General features: G+C 64.7%; 17 protein-coding genes and 1 tRNA gene. 11 read left to right on the forward strand and 7 right to left on the reverse strand.

The annotated features are described in order from the left end of the window. The first annotated feature begins 217 nt into the window (after window positions 1-217). Entirely contained in the window at window positions 218-412 is a 195-nt protein-coding gene (locus DY926_RS12050; protein ID WP_116703596.1) for a hypothetical protein, read from the forward strand. Window positions 413-581: 169 nt separating this feature from the next. On the opposite strand, the gene DY926_RS12055 is transcribed toward DY926_RS12050, so the two are convergent. Continuing rightward, window positions 582-655, reverse strand: a tRNA-Cys gene (locus DY926_RS12055). A gap of 182 nt (window positions 656-837) precedes the next feature. Between DY926_RS12055 and DY926_RS12060 the strand changes: the two genes are divergently transcribed. From DY926_RS12060 to msrA, 4 genes are all read left to right on the forward strand, one after another. Next, a complete protein-coding gene (locus tag DY926_RS12060; protein WP_116703597.1) occupies window positions 838-1,524 on the forward strand; it encodes a protein-L-isoaspartate O-methyltransferase family protein in 687 nt (228 codons plus the stop codon). A 96-nt stretch (window positions 1,525-1,620) separates the two neighbouring features. Beyond that, window positions 1,621-3,054, forward strand: coding sequence for a TolC family outer membrane protein (locus tag DY926_RS12065; protein ID WP_116703616.1), 1,434 nt, complete (start codon window positions 1,621-1,623; stop codon window positions 3,052-3,054). A gap of 146 nt (window positions 3,055-3,200) precedes the next feature. After that, window positions 3,201-5,894, forward strand: a complete 2,694-nt coding sequence (locus tag DY926_RS12070) for a valine--tRNA ligase (RefSeq protein WP_116703598.1) — start codon at window positions 3,201-3,203, stop codon at window positions 5,892-5,894. A 33-nt stretch (window positions 5,895-5,927) separates the two neighbouring features. Next, entirely contained in the window at window positions 5,928-6,482 is a 555-nt protein-coding gene (msrA, locus tag DY926_RS12075) for a peptide-methionine (S)-S-oxide reductase MsrA (protein WP_116703599.1), read from the forward strand. A 6-nt stretch (window positions 6,483-6,488) separates the two neighbouring features. Here msrA and DY926_RS12080 read toward each other — a convergent pair whose 3' ends face one another. The 5 genes from DY926_RS12080 to DY926_RS12100 are packed head-to-tail and all read right to left on the reverse strand — an operon-like array spanning window position 6,489 to window position 12,062. Continuing rightward, complete coding sequence (locus tag DY926_RS12080; RefSeq protein WP_116703600.1) at window positions 6,489-7,841, reverse strand: ABC transporter ATP-binding protein; 1,353 nt, start codon at window positions 7,839-7,841, stop codon at window positions 6,489-6,491. Between the two features lie 6 nt (window positions 7,842-7,847). After that, window positions 7,848-9,566, reverse strand: coding sequence for an ABC transporter permease (locus DY926_RS12085; RefSeq protein WP_116703601.1), 1,719 nt, complete (start codon window positions 9,564-9,566; stop codon window positions 7,848-7,850). Continuing rightward, window positions 9,563-10,024, reverse strand: coding sequence for a dUTP diphosphatase (gene dut / locus DY926_RS12090; RefSeq protein WP_116703602.1), 462 nt, complete (start codon window positions 10,022-10,024; stop codon window positions 9,563-9,565). The genes DY926_RS12085 and dut overlap by 4 nt, the downstream gene beginning before the upstream one ends. Continuing rightward, window positions 10,021-11,265: a bifunctional phosphopantothenoylcysteine decarboxylase/phosphopantothenate--cysteine ligase CoaBC gene (gene coaBC, locus DY926_RS12095; protein WP_116703603.1), complete on the reverse strand. Its 1,245-nt coding sequence runs from the start codon at window positions 11,263-11,265 to the stop codon at window positions 10,021-10,023. Before coaBC ends, dut begins: the two co-directional genes overlap by 4 nt. Further along, on the reverse strand, window positions 11,265-12,062 hold the full coding sequence (locus DY926_RS12100) for a class I SAM-dependent methyltransferase (protein WP_116703604.1): 798 nt from the start codon (window positions 12,060-12,062) through the stop codon (window positions 11,265-11,267). Before DY926_RS12100 ends, coaBC begins: the two co-directional genes overlap by 1 nt. Window positions 12,063-12,091: 29 nt before the next feature. Between DY926_RS12100 and mutM the strand changes: the two genes are divergently transcribed. The 6 genes from mutM to gyrB all read left to right on the forward strand — a co-directional run bounded on the left by mutM (window position 12,092) and on the right by gyrB (window position 20,090). Further along, complete coding sequence (gene mutM, locus DY926_RS12105; RefSeq protein ID WP_116703605.1) at window positions 12,092-12,973, forward strand: bifunctional DNA-formamidopyrimidine glycosylase/DNA-(apurinic or apyrimidinic site) lyase; 882 nt, start codon at window positions 12,092-12,094, stop codon at window positions 12,971-12,973. A gap of 104 nt (window positions 12,974-13,077) precedes the next feature. Next, a complete protein-coding gene (rpsT, locus tag DY926_RS12110; RefSeq protein ID WP_116703606.1) occupies window positions 13,078-13,347 on the forward strand; it encodes a 30S ribosomal protein S20 in 270 nt (89 codons plus the stop codon). 357 nt (window positions 13,348-13,704) lie between these two features. Then, on the forward strand, window positions 13,705-15,159 hold the full coding sequence (gene dnaA / locus DY926_RS12115; protein WP_116703607.1) for a chromosomal replication initiator protein DnaA: 1,455 nt from the start codon (window positions 13,705-13,707) through the stop codon (window positions 15,157-15,159). Window positions 15,160-15,260: 101 nt separating this feature from the next. Further along, window positions 15,261-16,385 carry a DNA polymerase III subunit beta gene (gene dnaN / locus DY926_RS12120; protein ID WP_116703608.1) on the forward strand — a complete coding sequence of 375 codons (1,125 nt, stop codon included), beginning with the start codon at window positions 15,261-15,263 and terminating at the stop codon, window positions 16,383-16,385. Between the two features lie 21 nt (window positions 16,386-16,406). Beyond that, window positions 16,407-17,531, forward strand: coding sequence for a DNA replication/repair protein RecF (gene recF / locus DY926_RS12125; RefSeq protein WP_116703609.1), 1,125 nt, complete (start codon window positions 16,407-16,409; stop codon window positions 17,529-17,531). A gap of 12 nt (window positions 17,532-17,543) precedes the next feature. After that, entirely contained in the window at window positions 17,544-20,090 is a 2,547-nt protein-coding gene (gene gyrB, locus DY926_RS12130; protein ID WP_116703610.1) for a DNA topoisomerase (ATP-hydrolyzing) subunit B, read from the forward strand. 3 nt (window positions 20,091-20,093) lie between these two features. Here gyrB and gph read toward each other — a convergent pair whose 3' ends face one another. Then, window positions 20,094-20,771, reverse strand: a complete 678-nt coding sequence (gene gph, locus DY926_RS12135; protein ID WP_241503191.1) for a phosphoglycolate phosphatase — start codon at window positions 20,769-20,771, stop codon at window positions 20,094-20,096. Window positions 20,772-20,811: the final 40 nt, after the last annotated feature.

Genomic DNA, 20,811 nt, shown 5'->3' on the forward strand with positions numbered 1-20,811 from the left:
ATGTATGGGGTCCTGGGGCAGGGGAGCGGATTACGCGGCGGGACAGGACCAACATTATATAGGGGAAAGTGCAGGCGGGGCATAAGGGGCCATCGTACGCGGCCTTGCCGTCCGGTTCGGGCGACAGGGGCAACAGTGAGTGCATGCGTTGCGCGCATGACATACCGGGCGACCGGTTTGGCTGATATGCTCCATTGAAAATATGGAGGATTGCCGGATGGACAATTTTTTTGATGACGAGGGCACCCACGGCGAGGAAGTCGGTGATGAAACCACCACGCTGATTCAGGAAATCATCAACGCGCTGGAATCCGTCCTGTCCAACATGGGCGAAAACGATCCCGCGCATGCAAAGCTGTGCGAGGCGGCGGACAAGGCCGATGCGCTCCAGAACATTCTCAGGACCATGTAACGAAGGATAAGGGGGCCAATACCCCCAACGTCCTGCCGATACCCCCGGAAATACCCCCATCATATCTGTGATCGGGGAATTTCATGTCACCGCATGTCACGAAGCATGCGGTAAAAATGGTAGATTTTCAGGAATCTGTTTGTCGCGGTTTTTCCCGGCAGGGAAGGATTGGAGGTCTGGGCGGGAATCGAACCCACATTCGCGGATTTGCAGTCCGCTGCATCACCATTCTGCCACCAGACCTCGGCGACACACGGGCTATATCTGCCGAAATGTGCATGAGGTCAAGCCGTTGTGTGCAGGTTTACCGTTGTTTCCCTGCCAGAGCGGCGCATAAAGTAGGAAAAACGCCGGGAAAAATAGCGTCCGCCCGGTCGGGCGCCCCGAATCACACTCCGTCAGGCACAGTGTTTCAAGGAAACGTTATGGACAAGACAGACCCCGATTACGCGCCGTTCGATTTCGTGGCGGCCAGACAGCGCATGGTGGATGCGCAGGTCCGTCCCTCGCAGGTCAACAATCCGGTCGTGATCGCCGCCATGCGTGCGCTGCCGCGCGAACTGGCAGTGCCCGAATCCCTGCGCGCCTTTGCCTATTCCGACAACAACCTGCCGCTGGGCGAGGGACGTTACCTGACGGAGCCACGCGTGACCGCACGCATGCTCCAGGTGGCCGAAGTCACGCAGGGGGAGCGGGTCCTGGTGGTGGGCGCAGGCACCGGCTACCTTGCGGCGCTGCTGGGCAACATGGACATGGGGCTTGAGGTCTTTGCCCTCGAATCGGAAACACGTCTGGCCGATATCGGCAGGGCGCTGTGCTTCACATGGGCGCCTGCGGTGCACTGGCGCGAAGGCGCGCTGGTCAGGGGGGACGCCGCCGATGCGCCCTTTGACCTGATCTTCATTGATGGCGCGGTGAAAGAGGTTCCCCCGGCACTGGCGGAGCAACTGCGTGACGGGGGACGGATCATTGCGCCCATCTGCCGTGATTCGGGCGTGACCTCGGTCTGCCGGGTCCTGCGCACCCCGCAGGGCAGTGCGGCCCAGCCCCTGTTCGATGTGGCGGTGCCACTGCTGCCGGAACTCGAACCCGCACCCGCTTTCGTTTTCTGATCCCGCCACGGTTAACGCCCGCGCAATATCCTGCCGCTAGACACAGTACGCCGGAACACAGGTTTCCATGGGGCGTAGCGGTTGGCGGGGGAATGGATGACGGGCAGATGGGCTATCGGCGCGGGTGGGGTGGCGCTCCTGTATTGCGGTACGGCGCTGGCGCGGGTGCCCCCGGCCGACGCGGGTGAGCCGGATGCGCCCAATACCCTCAAGGGCGCGCTGGCGCGGGCCTACCTGACCAATCCGCTCCTGCGGCAGGAACGCGCCACCCTGCGTGCCACTGATGAGCAGGTGCCGCAGGCGCTGGGCGGCTGGCGCCCCACCATTACCGGCAGCGCCAGCATGTCCTATTATTCCGGGGCCCTGCGTCTTGCCCCGGCAGCGGGTGAAAACGGCTACGCCCGGCAGTATGACAGCCCCGGCTATGCTGGCGGGGTCAGCATTTCCCAGCCGCTTTATACCGGCGGGAAGACAACAGCCACCACCCACAAGGCCCGCCATGCCGTCATGGCCGAGCGCGCGCGCCTGATCGCGGCCGAACAGCAGGTGCTGGCCGATGTGGTCAATGCGTATGTCAATGTGGTGGAAGACCAGCAGATCCTGAGCATCGACATCAATAACGAACAGCTTTACGCCAGCCAGCTCCACGCCACGCAACTGCGGGCGCATGGGGGTGAGTTCACCCGCACCGACGTGGCCCAGGCACAGGGCGCGCTGGCCAATGCCCGCGCGACACGGCAACTGGCCGAGGGCACGTTGCAGGCCGATCGCGCCACCTACCGGCAGGTTGTGGGCTGTGACGCCCCGCCCGACCTGATCCCGCCCCAGCCGCTGGTGCTGCCCCTGCATGCCGAACAGGACGCCATGACACAGGCCGTGCAGAACAACCCGGAGGTGATTGGCGCCCTGTTTGACGAAGCTGCGAAAAAGGACGCCGTGGGCGTGGCCCTTGCGGCCCTCATGCCCACTGTCAGCGCGGAGGCAGCCTACATGCACACCGTCAATCAGGATGAAGGCCGTTCGCTGGAGAACAACAAATACGCCATGGTCAGTGCCAGCATGCCGCTGTACCAGGGCGGCAGTGAGTATGCGAGCGTGCGCATGGCGCGCCAGCAGGTAACCGAGGCCACCCATACCGTTGATGTGAACCGCCGCGCGGCCGTGCAGATGGCCGCCGCAAGCTGGCAGCGCATGCAGGCCAACCGCGCCGCGATAGACAGCAACCGCGCCGCCGTGGCGGCCGATGCCGTGGCCCTGCACGGCATGCAGCGGCAGGTGCTGGTGGGCACGACCTCCACGCTGGCGGTGTTGCAGCAGCAGGAAACCCTGCTTCAGGCCCAGATCGCGCTGGTGCGCAGCGTGGGCAACCTCGTGCTGTCCACCTATCAGGTCACGGCATCCATAGGCAGGCTGACGGCGCGTGACCTGAACCTTGATGTCCCACTCTATGATGAGCGCGCCTATTATCGTGCCGTCCATGACCGGCTGTGGGGCATCAGCGATTACGCCACCAGTCAGCCCGGGCGGTGAGGAGGGCTTTGTACCCGCATATAGGGGCCGGGCGCATAAAGATTGCGCGGGCGGCGTTCCCTTCCCGCCGGTTTGGGGTATATCTGCGCATGGCCGGGCGCGGTGTCCTGCCTTGCGTCTGATTATGGTGGATCTGGTTTTTCGTGATGCTTGACAAGTCGTTCTCCCCCGACGGGACAGAAACCTCCCTTTACGCCCTGTGGGAGGCCAGCGGGGCCTTTACCGCCCAGCCGACAGGTTCGGCATCGCCCTACACCATCATGATCCCGCCGCCCAACGTGACCGGCACGCTGCATATCGGCCACGCCCTGACCATGACGTTGCAGGACACGCTCATCCGCTGGCGGCGCATGCAGGGGCGCGACACGCTCTGGCAGCCCGGCACCGACCATGCCGGGATCGCGACGCAGCTCGTGGTCGAACGGATGCTGCAGAAGGAAGGCACATCGCGCCAGGAAATGGGCCGTGACGCCTTTGTTGAACGAGTGTGGGAATGGAAGGCCCAGTCCGGCGGTGGCATCACCACGCAGCTCCGCCGTCTTGGCGCCTCTCTCGACTGGGCGCGTGAACGCTTCACCATGGATGAAGGGCTGTCCAGCGCGGTCAAGGAGGTGTTCGTCACCCTGTACCGCGAGGGGCTGATCTATCGTGACCGCCGTCTGGTCAACTGGGATCCGGCCTTCCGCTCCGCCATTTCCGACCTTGAGGTCGATAACCGCGAGACACGAGGCAACCTGTGGTACATCCGCTACCCCGTGGAAGGTGAGCCGGGCCGCACCATCACGGTCGCCACCACCCGGCCCGAGACGATGCTGGGTGACATGGCCGTGGCCGTCCACCCCGAGGATGAACGCTTTGCCGACCTGGTGGGCCGCAATGTCATCCTGCCGCTTACGGGCCGCCGCATCCCCGTCGTGGCCGATGAACATTCCGACCCGACCAAGGGCAGCGGCGCGGTCAAGATCACGCCCGCGCATGACTTCAACGATTTCGAGGTCGGCCGCCGCCACAAGCTGGACATGCCCAGCATCCTGGATGAGGAAGCGCGCATTACCCTTGCCGAGATCGAGGGCGAACTGCGCGCGGAGGAAGGGCTGGCCGATCCCGCTTTCGTCTGCGCCCTTGCCGGCCTGCCGCGCGATGAGGCGCGCAAGGTGATGGTGGCCGAACTGGAACGGCTGGAATGGCTGGAAAAGATCGAGCCGCACACCAATCAGGTTCCCTATGCCGAGCGCAGTGGCGCGATTGTCGAGCCGCGGCTGACCACGCAGTGGTACTGTGATGCCAAGACGCTGGCCGGTCCCGCGGTCGAGGCCGTGGAAAGCGGCAGGATCGAGTTCGTGCCCCGGCAGTGGGAAAACACCTTTTACGCATGGATGCGCGACATCCAGCCATGGTGCATCAGCCGCCAGCTCTGGTGGGGGCACCGTATTCCCGCATGGTACGGCCCGGACGGGCACGTGTTTGTGGATGGTGACGAGGCCGGGGCCATGGCGCAGGCCCGCGCCCATTACGGGCAGGATACGGAACTGACGCGCGACGAGGACGTGCTCGATACATGGTTCTCCTCCGCCCTGTGGCCGTTCTCCACGCTGGGCTGGCCGGAGCAGACGCCGGAACTGGCCCGCTATTACCCGACCGACGTGCTGGTCACCGGGTTTGACATCATCTTCTTCTGGGTTGCGCGGATGATGATGATGGGCCTGCATTTCATGAAGGACGTGCCCTTCCGCAAGGTGTTCATCCACGGGCTGGTGCGTGATGAGCGCGGGCAGAAAATGTCCAAGTCCAAGGGCAACGGCATCGACCCGCTGGAACTGATCGACACCTATGGCGCGGACGCCATGCGCTTTTGCATCTGCGCGCTGACCGGCCTTGGCCGTGACGTGAAGCTGGGCCGCAGGCGGGTGGAGGAGTACCGCTCCTTCATGACCAAGATCTGGAACGCCGCGCGTTTTTGCGAGATGAACGGCGTGGCCCCGGTGGAAGGTTTCCGCCCCGAGAATGTCACATCCCCGCTGGGCCGGTGGATTCTGTCCGAACTGGCGCAGGCGACGGAAGAGGCGACAAACGCGCTTGAAAACTTCCGTTTCGATGAATACGCCGCCGTCTGCTACCGCTTCGTGTGGAACTGCTTCTGTGACTGGTTCCTTGAACTGGCCAAGCCGGTGCTGGGCGCGGGCGATACGGCCGAGGCGGTCGAGACACGCGCCGTGGCCGCCCATGTTCTGGGCACCATCCTGCGCCTGTTGCAGCCCGTCACCCCATTCATGACCGACCGGCTGTGGCAGCATTTCGGTTTCGGGGCCGAGGGTTCGCTCATGACCGCGCCGTGGCCGAAGCCTGTCGCGCTGGAGGGCGCGCAGCAGGCGCGGGAGGAAGTGGAATGGCTGATCCGCTTCATCTCCGCCATCCGCACCGTGCGCTCCGAAATGAACGTGCCGCCCTCGCGCCTTGCCCCCGTGCTGCTGCGTGATGCCTCCCCCGTTACGGTGGCGCGCGCCGCCAAATGGGCGGAAGCGATCAGCCGTATGGCCCGCGTGTCGGAAGTGCTGCCGCTGGAAGGTGAAATGCCGCAGGGTGCCGCCCAGCTTGTGGTGGATGAGGCAACGCTGGTCATTCCGCTGGCCGGGATTATCGACCTGGTGCAGGAACGCCAGCGGCTGGAAAAGGAATGCGCCAAGGTGGATGGCGAGATCGTGAAGGTCGAGCGCAAGCTGGGCAACGCCGATTTCGTATCCCGTGCCAAGCCCGAGGTCGTGGCCGAAAACCGTGAACGCCTTGAGTCGTTTCAGGCGGAACGCCAGCGCCTTCAGGCCGCACTGGCCCGTATTGCCTGAACGGCCGCGACAGCGGGAAGGGGAGCAGCGGACATGACCGGTCATGCATTGGAAACACTGGTGCTGGGTGGGGGGTGCTTCTGGTGTCTGGAAGCACCGCTGCGCGAACTGCGTGGCGTGTCCGCCATCGTGCCGGGCTATGCTGGCGGCGCGTCTCCCGACCCGACCTATGAGCAGGTCTGCACCGGGCGGACCGGCCATGCCGAGGTCGTGCGCATTACGTTCGATCCGGCCGTGATCTCGTGTGCCGACCTGCTGCGCATCTTTTTTGTCATGCACGACCCGACCACGCGCAACCGGCAGGGCAATGATGTGGGCACGCAGTACCGCTCCGTCATTTACTGGCAGGATGCGGCGCAGGAAAAGACGGCTTATGCCGTTCGGGACGAGATGGAAAAATCAGGCATCTGGCCTGCGCCCATCGTGACCGAAATCGCCCCGCTGGACCATTTCTGGCCAGCGGAGGAATATCACCGTGATTATTTTGCCCGTAATCCCGGCAATCCCTATTGCAGCGCCGTCATCGCGCCCAAGGTGGCCAAGATGCGCCGCCTGTTCCGTGACCGGCTGGCGGCGCCTGCTGGCTGAACGGAGTTATTCGGCCTCATCATCAAGGAAAAGCTGGTCGGCTTCCTCATCAAAATCGAACAGTTCCGCATAACGCGCCCAGCCGATCAGTGTCTGCAGGGTCTGGCGGGCGTAGTCGGGGGACATGCTATCCTCCAGCTCGTCACGGAACCGCTCGGCGCTGGCGCGGTGGTTCGGGCGCTCATCCAGCACGGCGCGGATGGTCCGTACCATAGGGATGTTGTGCAGCATGTTCTGCCACAGGATATGCTTGCGGGTTTCGTGTTCGCTCTGGACAAAGCGCATGCCCTCGGGCGTGAGCAGGATGTCACCATCCTCCAGCTCGGCAAAGCCCAGAAGCTGGAGCGATTCGCCCAGCGGGAACAGGTCATCGAGTTCAAGCTGCAACCGGCTGGCCAGCAGCGGCAGGTCGGCGCGGCCATGCAGCGGGTCCGCTGCCAGCGTTTCCATCATGCCGACCAGCGTGTTGATGGGCAGCGGCGGCAGGGCCACTGCATCGGCCGTGATTTCCGTGCGCTGCAGGTCCGGGTCGGTCATGTCCGCTTCCGACACGACAGGCGCGCGACGGGTCATGAGCGCGTAGATACGATCCACGAACTGGCGGAAGGCCATGTCCTCGCGGTTGCGCGGGTGTTCAAAGGGCACCTGCAGTTCATGCGCCACCCGGCCGGGGTTGGAGGAGAAGATCAGGATGCGGTCGCACATCAGCACCGCTTCCTCGATATTATGCGTGACCAGCAGGATGGACTGGATGGGCAGCTTCTTTTCCGCCCACAGTTCCACAAGATCGGTGCGCAGGTTTTCCGCCGTCAGCACGTCCAGCGCGGAAAAAGGCTCGTCCATCAGCAGCAGGTCGGGCCGCACCACCAGTGCCCGCGCCAGCCCCACGCGCTGGCGCATGCCGCCGGACAGTTCCTTGGGATAGGCATTTTCATACCCGCCCAGCCCGATCAGGTCGATCGCGTCTTCCGCCAGTTTCAGCCGTTCGGCGGGGGGGATGCCCTGCGCTTCAAGCCCCAGCTCCACATTCTTCTGCACCGTCAGCCACGGGAACAGCGCAAAGGACTGGAACACCATGGAAATGCCATCCGCCGGGCCGGTGAGCTTCCTGCCCTTCCAGATCACTTCGCCTGCCGTGGGCGGCAGCAGCCCGGCAATGATGCGCAGCAGGGTGGACTTGCCCGACCCCGACCGCCCGAGCAGGCCCACGATCTCACCGCTGCGGATGCTCAGGTTCACACCGTCGAGCACCACAAGGTCGGTCGCGCTTTCCTTGTGATAGGCCTGCCGGCAGTTGACGATCCGTACAAGCTCTGCGCCAGCGGGGTGGGTGGTGGGGGCTGTAGGCTGCTGCGTCATGCGCTCTCAGTCAAAAGTGTAATGCCGGGCGGCATAGTTGGATAACGGACGCCACAGGACGCGGTTGAGCAGCAGCACGAAGGCCGCCATCACCACCATGCCCAGCCCGACCTGATCGGTGGCACCCGCCACGGTTGCATGGGCAATGTAGGCGCCCAGACCCTGCGCGCTAAGCGTTGTGTCGCCCCAGCTTGCAACCTCGGTCGCGATGGCGGCGTTCCACGCGCCGCCGGATGCGGTGAGCGCGCCGGTAATGAAATAGGGCGCAATGCCGGGCAGCATCACGCGCCGCCACCACAACCAGCCCTTTACATGGAAATTCCGGGCCGCTTCCAGCAGGTCACCGGGATAGGATGATGCCCCGGCCACGATATTGAACAGGATATACCACTGCGTGCCCAGCAGCATGAGCGGGGTAAGCCAGATATTGCTGTTCAGGTGCTGGTGCACGATCACGACCACCACCAGCGGGAAAAACAGGTTGGCGGGAAAGGCCGCCATGAACTGCGCGGCCATCTGCGCCCGCCGCGCCCGCTGCGGGGACATGCCCAGCCAGATCCCGGCAGGCACCCATATCACCGATGCGATCAGGACCGTAATCATGACCCGCAGCAGCGTGAACCCGCCCAGCCCCATGACATGCAGCACCTGTGCTGTGGTGTAGTGCGTGCTGCCATAAGCCCACGTTTTCCAGCCCACGCTGATTACAAAGGCCGCCAGCACCGCAAGCCATGCCGCATCGACAAGGCGGGAGGGGACAAACGTGCGTCGTGGGGCGGAGGGGCGTGGGCCAAGCGCCAGCCAGCCGATGCGGGTCATCACATCGCCCGCGCGCAGGCAGAACTGGCGCAGCAGGTGCGTGCGGCGCAGCAGCGTCAGCACCCATGGGTCAGGGGTGGACAGGCTTGCGCCGTCATCGGTGCGGAAGCGGGCGGACCATGCCACAAGCGGGCGGAACAGGAGCTGGTCATACGCCAGGATGACCGCCAGCATGGTCACGATGGCATAGAATATGGCCCAGATATTACGCTGTTCGATCGCCAGCCCGACATAGGAACCGATCCCGGGCAGGGCGATGTCCGTATTGCCGACCGTGATCGTCTCGGAATAGACGACCATGAACCACCCGCCGGACATGGAGATCATGGTGTTCCATACCAGCGAAGGCACGGCGAACGGGACCTCCAGCCGCCAGAAGCGCTGCCATGGCGTCAGGCCAAAGCAGCGGGCCGCTTCCTCCAGGTCGGGTGGGACGGTGCGCAGGGCCTGGTACATGGCAAACGCCATGTTCCAGGCCTGGCTGGTGAATATGGTGAAGATGGCGGCCAGTTCGGCCCCCATCATCCTGCCGGGGAACAGTCCAAGGAAGAAGACGACCGTAAAGGTCAGGAACCCCAGAATGGGCACCGACTGCAGGATGTCGAGCAGCGGGATCAGTATCTGCCCCGCCCGTCGGCTCTTGGCCGCCCACACGGCATAGGTGAACGTAAAGACCAGTGACGCGGCAAGGGCTGCGAACATGCGCAGCGTAGTCCGCACCGCATAGGCGGGAAGCCATGCGGGGTTGAGGTGGATGGTCCCGGCCTCGCTGGCGGGAATGGGCACGAGCATGTGCCGCCCCGCCGTGGCGATGACGACCGCAGCCGCCATGATTGCCAGCAGCCCCAGCAGGTCCGCCACATTGGGGCGGACACGCAGGTTTCCCGGCAGGCCGTTTTCCGTCACCCTGCGGTGCCCGTGCTGCCAAAGCCACCAGCGCCGCGACCGGTTTCATCCAGTTCCGTGGTCTCGACCCACTCGCCCCGCACCACAGGGGCCAGGACCGCCTGCGCAATGCGCATGCCGCGTTCGACCACGAAATGTTCGCTGCCGGTGTTCAGGACGATAATGCCGATTTCGCCCCGGTAATCCTCATCAATGGTGCCGGGGGCGTTGGGCAGGGTAATGCCGTGCTTGAGCGCCAGCCCCGAGCGCGGGCGGATTTGGAGTTCAAAGCCACGCGGCAGCGCAATGCACAGCCCCGTGGGCACCAGCGCGCGCCCCCCGGCCCATATGGTCATCGGTTCGGTCACGGCGGCCAGCAGGTCCATCCCGGCCGCGCCATCACTGGCATAGCTGGGCAGCGGCAGCCCCTGCGCATGGGCAAGGCGGCGCACCTGAATGGGCTGGAGGGAGAAGGTCATGGCTCGGGTCCGTCAGGCTGTTTCGGGGTGTTGGGGGGCGTGTGCAGGAATGTGGCGATTCGCGCAACAAGCCTGTGCGCGACCTCGGCCTTGTCCAGACGGGGCCAGTGTTCACACCCGGTGGCGTCGATCAGCATGACCTCGTTTTCCGTCCCGCCCATGATGCCCGTCGCGGGGCTGACATCATTGGCCACGATCCAGTCACACCCCTTGCGCAGGCGCTTGGCGCGCGCGTGGTCCGCCACCTGCTCGGTTTCCGCCGCAAAACCCACCACCAGCCGGGGGCGCGTGGGGGATGGCTGGCTTAACGTGGCCAGAATGTCCGGGTTCGGGAGCAGTTGCAGCGTGGGGACCGCATCGGGAGTGGTCTTCTTTATCTTCTGGGCGGCGGGCACCACATGCCAGTCCGCCACGGCGGCAGTGCATACGGCAATGTCGCATGGCAGGCAGGCCATGCAGGCGGCCAGCATTTCACGCGCGGTTTCAACGCGCACGGTCCGCACGCCCGGCGGGTCGGGCAGGGTGGTCGGGCCACTGACCAGCGTGACATCCGCCCCCGCTGCCGCAAGGGCTGCGGCGATGGCATAGCCCTGAGTGCCCGAGGAGCGGTTGGCGATATAGCGCACCGGGTCCACCGGCTCATGCGTCGGCCCCGCCGTAACCAGTGCCGTGCGGCCGGTCAGGGGGCGTTCACCCTCCAGCCGGGCCATGATGGCGGCCAGTATGGCATCGGGTTCCGCCATGCGGCCCGGTCCGGTTTCATTGCAGGCCATCCGGCCCACTTCCGGCCCGACAAATGCCACGCCGCGCGCTTTCAGCGTGGCGACATTGGTCTGTGTGGCCGGGTGTTCCCACATGCGCACATTCATGGCCGGGGCGACCAGAACGGGCGTGTCGGTCGCCAGCAGCAGGGTTGTGGCCAGGTCATCGGCCAGGCCTGCGGCCATGCGGGCCAGAATGTCGGCCGTGGCGGGGCAGACAACGGTCAGGTCGCTGCTGCGGGACAGGGCGATATGCCCCATCTCGCTTTCATCGGTCAGGGAGAACAGGTCGCTGAACACGCGCTCGCCGCTCAGGGCCTGAAGCGACATGGGGGTTACGAATCGGGCCCCGGCATCAGTCATGACGGGACGGACGCGCACTCCGCGCTCCCGAAGGCCGCGAACCAGTTCCAGCGCCTTGTAGGCGGCGATTCCCCCGCCCACGACCAGCAGAACGGAGCGGTCCGTCCCCTGTGTCATCAGATGCGCCAGCCAGAGTGGATCGCGGCGATCCCACCGGACAGGTTGCGGTAGGACACACGTTCAAGCCCGGCCTCGCGCATCATGTCGGCCAGCGTTTCCTGATCGGGGAACATGCGGATGCTTTCGGCCAGGTACTGGTAGCTTTCGCGGTCACCGGCAATGGCGGCCCCCATGCGGGGCAGGACGTGGAACGACCACGCATCGTAAACCGGGGCGAAGGCCGCGACCTGCACGCGTGAGAATTCAAGGCACAGGAATCGCCCGCCGGGGCGCAGGATGCGCCGGGCCTCGCGCAGGACCTGCAGCTTGTCGGTGCAGTTGCGCAGGCCGAAGGCGATGGACACGCGGTCAACCGAATTGTCGGCCAGCGGAATGGCCTCGGCATCCACGGCGATGAAGTTGAGGCCGGACACAAGCCCGCGCTCCAGCGCGCGGTTGCGGCCTACGGTCAGCATGCTGATGTTGATGTCGGACAGGATGGCCGGGCCACCGCCGCCGCGCAGCCAGCCAAACGAGATGTCGCCCGTGCCGCCCGCAAGGTCGAGCAGCGACAGGTCCGGATGGGGGCCGAGTTCGTTGACGAAAATCCGCTTCCATGCGCGGTGGATGCCCAGCGACATCACATCGTTCATGATGTCGTAGCGGGAGGCGACGCTGTCAAAGACACCGCGGACCAGGGATTTCTTCTCGCGCAACGGAACATCGCGGAAGCCGAAATCTGTGGTATCCGCGTGGCGGTCATCCTGACGGCCTGCGGAAGGGGAGGGATGGTATGGCTGGCTATTGTCGGTCATGATGCACAGATATAACCCCAGATGAGCCGATGCCGGAACTCCCTGAAGTCGAAACTGTGATGCGTGGGATGCGAGTGCATCTTGAAGGTCACACTATTTCCCGTGCCAGCACGCACCATACCGGGCTGCGATGGCCGTTTCCGCCCGATCTGGCCCGGGCGCTGTCCGGGCGGCGGATAGATGGATTCGCCCGGCGGGGGAAATATATCCTCATCACGCTTTCGGGGGGCATGGTCATGATGCTGCATCTGGGCATGTCCGGGCGCATCGTGCTTTCGGAAATGGACCCCACCCTCCCGGATGCAGATCCAGCGCCGCATGAGCATCTGGTCATCACCACGACGCAGGGTGCGCGCTGCGGGCTGGTGGACCCCCGGCGTTTCGGCATGGTTGACCTTGTTGCGGCAGGCCAGGCCGAAAGCCACCGCCTGCTGGCCGGCATGGGGCCTGAGCCGCTGGGCAACCGTTTTGATGGCGCATGGCTGGCGGCACGGGGGCAGGGGCGGCGTGGCAGCATAAAGTCGCTGCTGCTGGACCAGCGCGTGGTGGCGGGTCTGGGCAACATATATGTGGCCGAAGCCCTGTTTCGCGGCCGTATCCACCCCGCGCGGGCGGCGGGCGATGTGGGGCGCGCGGAATATGACCGGCTGGCGACAGAAATCCGCGCCGTGCTGGAGGAGGCGATTGCCGCAGGTGGGTCAAGCCTGCGTGATTACGTGCAACCCGATGGGGAGCTGGGCTATTTCCAGCATGCCTGGCGCGTCTATGGGCGCGAGGGGGCGGGATGCCCCGAGTGCCCCGGCCCACCCGTGTGCAACGGGGTCGTGCGGATCACCCAGTCCGGGCGGTCGAGCTTTTTCTGCCCCCGCCTGCAGGGGGAAGAAAACGATTTTGGTGAAGACTTGTCTTGACTAATGCCGCCGGGGTGGACTAGATCGCCAGCCTGATATGGGATGTCCGCAACGATCGGGTGGCGGAGCATCGTAACCTGATTTATGCAGATGAACTGAGAACAATGGCCAATACAGCTTCCGCGCGTAAGCGCATCCGTCAGAACGAACGCCGCAATGCCCGTAACACGGCGCGCATGTCGCGTGTCCGCACCTTCGTCAAGAAGGTCGAGATGGCGATTGAGTCGGGCAAGAAGGACGACGCAGCCGTTGCCCTGCGCGCGGCCCAGCCGGAACTGCAGCGTGCGGTTGGCAAGGGCGTGATGCATGCCAACACCGTTGCCCGCCGTATTTCGCGCCTGTCCGCCCGCATCAAGTCCCTTGCTGCGGCGTAAGATACTGCCGGTTTCTTTCATCTGAAAGAAATCTGTAAGTAATGAAGGAGGTCGTATATCGCCATTAGTGGCGATAGCGGCCTTTTTTGTTTGTCTTGTTCCACGGTGTAACGGGGTTTTGGTGGGGTGCGGGCAGATTCCCGTTGCTTCGTCCGATTCCCTGCTCTAACTTATGTGGATAATTCCAACGCCATCAGTAGCCCTGCCCACGGGGGCGGGTGCGGTCCACGCGCCATGCGTGTGGCAACCCGCCTTGCGCGGGGCTGGCGGCGTTGCTGGGCGATTTGAATGGAGCAGGGGGGGCGGACCGGCTGGCGCGAAAGTGCCTGCCGCGCGCCCATGTAGCCGGGAGCGGATATGACGGGCGGACTGGAAGGCTATGACGCGGTTGCGGAAGCCAACGCACAGAAAAGCGTGCTCGCCATTCATTGGTCGCGCATCTGCGAGCGGCTGAAGGCGGAAGTGGGTGAGGTCGAATACCGCACCTGGCTGCGCCAGATCACGGTCGGCCCCGTGGAGGAAGACGAGATCACCCTCTACCTGCCCACCCGCTTCCTGCGTGACTGGGTGCGCGGGCAGTACGGTGACCGGCTGGGCACGCTGTGGAATGCCGAAGTCCCCGCCATCCGCCGTGTCGAGCTGCAGGTCGCCCGTGCGGACACGGCCCCGCCCGCGCCGGAAGGGGAGGATGCGCCCGTATCTGCTCCCGCCGTGGCACGGGAAAAGGTGGTGAGCATGCCCGCCGCCCCCGTGGTGGACGAGCCACGGCAGGCGGAGGTGCGCACCGACCTGGCCGCGCCGCTGGACCCGCGCTTTACGTTCGATACCTTCGTGGTGGGCAAGCCCAACGAGTTCGCCTATGCCTGCGCCCGCCGTGTGGCCGAGCGCCCGTCCAGCCCCGGTTTCAACCCGCTGTTCCTGTATGGTGGCGTCGGGCTGGGCAAGACGCATCTCATGCATGCAATCGGGGCCGAACTGCTGCGTGAGGGGCGGGTCTCGGTGGCCTACATGTCGGCCGAGAAGTTCATGTACCGCTTCATCGCCGCCATCCGCTCCCAGTCCACCATGGAGTTCAAGGAGCAGTTGCGCTCCGTCGATGTGCTGATGATCGACGACCTGCAGTTCCTGATCGGCAAGGACAACACGCAGGAAGAATTCTTCCATACCTTCAACGCGCTGGTTGATGCCGGGCGCCAGATCGTCGTCTCCGCCGACAAGTCGCCCTCCGACCTGTCGGGGCTGGAGGACCGGCTGCGCACGCGCCTGGGCTGCGGCATGGTGGCGGACATCCACGCCACCACGTTCGAGCTGCGTATTTCCATTCTGGAGGCCAAGGCCTCGGCTTCCGGCGTGGTGGTGCCCGCCAAGGTGCTGGAATTCCTGGCGCACAAGATCACCTCGAACGTCCGTGAACTGGAAGGCGCGCTGAACCGCCTTATCGCGCATGCCAATCTGTTCGGCCGTTCCGTCACGCTGGAAGCCACGCAGGACGTGCTGCATGACATCCTCAAGGCGCATGACCGGCGCGTCACCATCGAGGAAATCCAGCGCAAGGTGGCCGAGCACTGGAATATCCGCCTGACCGACATGTCATCGGCGCGCAGGGCGCGGGCGGTGGCGCGGCCCCGGCAGGTGGCGATGTACCTGGCCAAGCAGCTCACCAGCCGCTCCCTGCCTGAAATTGGGCGCAAATTCGGCAATCGTGACCACACCACGGTCATGCACGCCGTCTCCCGCGTGACGGAACTGATGGAGCAGGACCCGGCCTTTGCCGAGGACGTGGAGCTCCTGCGCCGCATGCTGGAAAGCTGAGCGGCATTTCCCGCGCGTCCCTCTTTACCGCTGTCGTCCCCGCCTGCTAGATGTGTCAGCCCCGCGGCTGGATGCGGCGGGGCATGGAGGATATCGTACCAATGAAGTTGAAGGCTGACCGCGTAACGCTGCTCAAGGCCCTGGCCCATATCCAGAGCGTTGCCGAGAAGCGCAATACCATCCCCATTCTGGCCAACGTGCTGATCAAGGTGGTCGATGGCGTGACCACGCTTACGGCAACCGACATGGAGATTGCGGTTGTGGAGAGCGTGGTGGCCGAGGCCCTGCGTGATGGTGCGGTCACGGCCCCGGCGGCCGTGCTGTACGAGATCGTGCGCAAGCTGCCTGATGGCGCGGAAGTCGAGCTGGACCATGCTGGTGGCGACGCCCCGCTGGGCCTGCGCGCCGGCCGGTTCGCCACCAGCCTGAACGTGCTGGATGTGGATGACTTCCCCTCCATGATGGCGGGCAGCCTGCCGCATGAGTTCCGTATCCCGGCCCCGACCCTGCGTGGGCTGATTGATCGCACGCGTTTCGCCATCTCCACCGAGGAGACGCGTTACTACCTCAACGGTATTTTCCTGCATGTGGCCGAAGGTGCCGCAGGCCCGGTGCTGCGCGCGGTCGCGACCGATGGCCACCGCCTTGCCCGTGTGGAAACCGAACTGCCCGCAGGCAGTGCTGGCATGCCGGGCGTGATCGTACCGCGCAAGACCGTGGCCGAACTGCGCAAGCTGCTGGAGGAAGGGCCGGAGCAGGTGGATGTTTCCCTGTCCGATACCCGCATCCAGTTCTCGATTGGCAACATCACGCTGACATCGAAGCTGATCGACGGCACCTTCCCCGAATATGAACGCGTGATCCCGCACGGGAATGACAAGGTGCTGCGGGTCAACAAGAAGATTTTCTCCGATGCGGTAGCCCGCGTCGCGGCCATCAGCCAGGAGCGTTCGCGCCCGGTCAAGCTGAGCATGTCACGCAACCTGCTCACCCTGTCCGCCGCCAGCCAGGACCAGGGTTCGGCCACGGAAGAACTTGACGAAAACAACGTCTCCTATGACGCCAGCCCCATCGAGATCGGCTTTCAGGCACGTTACCTGAACGACATTACCGATCAGGTGGAAAAGGAAGTGGAATTCGTTTTCTCCGACAGTTCGGCGCCGACCATCGTGCGTGATGTGGACAGCCCTTCGGCCCTGTACGTGCTGATGCCGATGCGCGTGTAAGCCACGCGGTCATCCGGTTGCATGGCGGGCCTAACACGGCTGGTGCTTACGGATTTCCGTAACTACCAACACCTGTCATGGCGGCCGGAGCAGCCGGTTACGGTCATTACCGGGCCGAATGGCAGCGGCAAGACCAACCTGCTTGAAGCCGTTTCCATGCTGGTGCCCGGGCGCGGGCTGCGTGGCGCGCGCATGGATGAACTCCCCCGGCATGGCGCGACCTTATGGGGTGTCGCGGCACAGGTGGCCGGGATGGGGGGGGATGACGCCCTTTCCGTAAAACTTGCCACCGGGGCCGATCCCGTGCGGCCCGAGCGGCGGGTGTTCCATGTCGATGGGCAGGTCCTGCGCAACAGGGACGCCATTTCCGAATATTTTGCGGCCGTATGGCTGACCCCGCAGATGGACCGGCTGTTTCAGGACGGGCCGGGCGCGCGGCGGCGTTTTCTGGACCGTCTGGTGCTGGCCCTTGAGCCCGGCCATGCCCGCGAACTGGCGGCGCATGATCGCGCCATGGTCCAGCGCAACCGGCTTCTGGCCCAGCATGGGGCGGATACGGACTGGCTGGCCGCGCTGGAACGGACCATGGCGCGCCACGCGGTGGCCGCCGTGGCGGCGCGGGTGGATATGATCGCCCGGCTCAATGCGGATGATCGGGCCATGGAAGATGGTTTTCCCGCAGCCCGGCTGGAACTGGACTGCTTGATCGCGGCGCAGTTGCATGACCGGCCCGCCCTGGCGGTGGAAGACTGGCTGGTGGCGCGGATGGCGCAGGCCCGCGCCATTGACCGCCAGCGTGGTGGTAGCCGTTTTGGCGCGCATCGCAGTGACCTGCGCATGGCGGACAGGCTGACGGGCCGCGCCGCCAGCCTGTCCAGCACGGGGCAGCAGAAGGCGTTGCTGCTGGGTATCGTGCTGTCCCATGCGCGCACGCTTGCCGCCTGCCGGGGGCAGGCGCCCATGCTGCTGCTGGATGAGCCGCTGGTGCATCTGGACAACGCCCGGCGCACCGCGCTTTTCGGGGCGCTCGGGCGCATGGGAACCGGCGTGATGCTGACCGGAACGGACGAAGAACAGTTCGCGCCGCTGCGGGCTTGTGCCGAATTCGTAACGCCGGGGCAGGGTAATCTTGCCCATGGCGCATGATTTCGGTGGGGAATGCTGGTTACGCGGGGCGGTTCGGGCTATAATGCCCTCTGTTATTTTATTGTTATGCGCTGTGGAGCATCTGCCGGCATGTCCGATCAATCCAGTCCCGATCAGAAAAACGATGTCGCGGTCGATGCGGGCACTGTCCCCGCGGCAGACTACGATGCGGCATCCATCTCGGTTCTGCGGGGGCTGGACGCGGTACGCAAGCGCCCCGGTATGTATATCGGTGATACCGATGACGGATCGGGCCTGCACCACATGGCCTTCGAAATCATTGATAACGCCGTGGATGAGGCGCAGGCCGGTTTCGCGACCTGCTGCACCGTCACACTGAACGGTGACGGCAGTGTCAGCGTACGTGATGACGGGCGCGGCATCCCGACCGACATGCACCATGAAGAAGGCGTCAGCGCTGCTGAGGTCGTGCTGACCAAGCTGCATGCGGGCGGCAAGTTCAACCAGAACTCCTACAAGGTGTCCGGCGGCCTGCATGGCGTGGGTGCTGCCGTGGTCAACGCCCTGTCCGAATGGATGGAAGTGCGGATCTGGCGTGAGGGCAAGGAGCATGTCATCCGCTTCCGTGGCGGTGAGCGTGAAGAAGCATTGCGCGTGGTGGGTGAGAGCGCCGAGCCGCGCGGCACGCAGGTCACTTTCAAACCCAGCGCCGAGACCTTTGCCAAGGTCGATTTCGAGTTCCCGATTCTGGAGCGCCGCCTGCGTGAGCTGGCCTTCCTCAATTCCGGGTTCAGGATCGTCCTGCGTGATGAGCGCCATACCCCCGTGCGGGAGGAAAACTTCTTTTACGAAGGCGGTCTGTGCGCCTTTGTGGAGTGGCTGGACCAGGGCAAGAACCCCATTGTCGCCCCGCCCATTACCGGCAGCCTCCAGAACGATGAAAACGGCATCAAGGTCGAATTCGCGCTGACATGGAACGACAGTTTCCATGAGACCATGCTGTGTTTCACCAACAACATCCCGCAGCGTGATGGCGGGTCGCATCTGGCCGGTTTCCGTCAGGCGCTGACGCGGGTGGTGGGCCGCTATGCCGAAGCCAACGCGACCAAGAAGGACAGTCACGCCCTGAATGGCGAGGACATGCGCGAAGGGCTGACCGCCGTGCTGTCGGTCAAGGTGCCGGACCCCAAATTCTCGTCCCAGACCAAGGACAAGCTGGTCTCGTCCGAGGTGCAGCCCGTGGTCCACGCGGCAGCGGCGGACATGATCTCCCACTGGTTCGAGACCCACCCCAAGGAAGCCCGCCTGATCGTGGCGAAGGTGATGGACGCCGCCGCCGCGCGTGAGGCTGCGCGGCGCGCGCGTGAACTGACCCGGCGCAAGGGCGTGCTTGATATTTCATCGCTGCCGGGCAAGCTGGCTGACTGCCAGGAGCGCGATCCCTCCCGCTCCGAACTGTTCATTGTCGAGGGTGACTCGGCAGGTGGCACTGCCAAGCAGGGGCGTGACCGGCGTTTTCAGGCCATCCTGCCGCTCAAGGGCAAGATCCTGAATGTCGAGCGCGCGCGTTTCGACCGCATGCTCGGATCGGCTGAAATCGGCACGCTGATTACGGCGCTGGGCACCGGCATTGGCCGGGGCGACGTGGAACATGGCGGTTTCTCGCTGGAAAAGCTGCGCTACCACCGCATCGTCATCATGACCGACGCTGACGTGGATGGCTCGCACATCCGCACCCTGCTGCTGACCTTCTTCTTCCGCCAGATGCCCGAACTGATCGAGAACGGGTACCTCTACATCGCCCAGCCGCCGCTGTACCGCGCCAAGCGTGGCAATGACGAGCGGTACCTGAAGGATGACGCGGCCCTCGAATCCTACCTGCTGGACAAGGCGCTGGCCAACGCCACGCTGCGCTTTGCCGATGGGCGGGTGCTTGATGGCGAACCGATGCGCACGGAGGTGATGTTCATCCGTGATGTTGCCCGCGCGCTGTCACGGCTGTCGGCGCGGGTGCCGGTCTGGGTGCTGGAGCAGGCGGCCATTGCAGGCGTGCTGCGCGCGGATCTGCAGTCCGTGCCGGAACGGATCGTGGACCTTCAGGCGCGGCTTGACGCCGTATCCCCCCCGGCCGAGCGCGGCTGGAAGGTGGCTGCAAGTGAAAGCGGGCTGGAAATGGCGCGCAGCGTGCGTGGCGTGGGTGAGGTGTACCGCCTTGAAGCCCTCGCCCTGCGCAGTGCGGAGGTCCGCTGGCTGGCAGAGCGCCATGAGCGTCTCGTGGCCGATTTCGGCAAGCCGGTGGAACTGCTGCTTGATGGCAATGCCCAGTCCTTCAACGGTCCGGCCTCGCTGTATGAGCGGATTCTGGCGCAGGGCCGCAAGGGCCTGTCCATCAACCGCTTCAAGGGGCTGGGCGAAATGAATGACGAGCAGCTGTGGGAAACCACGCTCGATCCCGCCATGCGCACCCTGCTGCAGGTCAAGGTGGGTGATGTCGAAAACGCGGCTCAGGTCTTCTCCACCCTGATGGGGGATGTGGTTGAGCCGCGTCGTGACTTCATCGTGGGCAACGCGCTGAAGGTTGCCAATCTGGACGTCTGAGCCTCACACCGGCACGAGTTCGCCCGCCAGATGTGCGATTTCGGAAATGGAATCGGCGCCGACCGTGGCCCCGGCTTCCATTTCAGGCCGGCCATAGCCCCAGCGGGCGAAAACGGCCGGCACATGCGCACCTTCGGCCGTGGCGATGTCGTTATGGTGGTCGCCGGTCATGAAGGCGTGCCTGGGAGTGCCGCGCGCCAGTTCTATCGTGTCCAGCAGGTGGCGCGGATCGGGCTTGCGCACGCCGAAGCTGTCCCCGCCGCCCACGGCCACGAACCAGTGCTCCAGTTCCAGTACCTTCAGGATATGCCGCGCGGCGGCAACCGGCTTGTTGGTGCATACGGCCATGTGCCAGCCGGATGCGCGCAGGCTTTCCAGCATGCCGGTCGTGCCGGGAAAGGGGCGGGACAGGTCGGTGGAATGGGGGGTGTAATCGGCCATGTAGCGCGCGGTGGCCTCCGCGCGGTCAATGCCGGCGGCAGGTGTTCCCGCATGGGCCAGCAGGCGGCTGACAAGCATGGCCACGCCATCGCCAATCATGGGGCGGACCTGTTCGGACCCAATGGGTGGCAGGCCGTAATGCGACAGGAGCCGGTTGGCGCAGGCGGCAAGATCGGGAAGACTGTCGATAAGCGTGCCGTCCATGTCAAACACGGCCAGGCGGGGCGGGGAGGCTGGCATTCACGGGCTCCTTCGGATGTTGGATAATAAAGTAGCAATC

The organism is Komagataeibacter melaceti (assembly GCF_003403295.1).
Classification (GTDB): domain Bacteria; phylum Pseudomonadota; class Alphaproteobacteria; order Acetobacterales; family Acetobacteraceae; genus Komagataeibacter; species Komagataeibacter melaceti.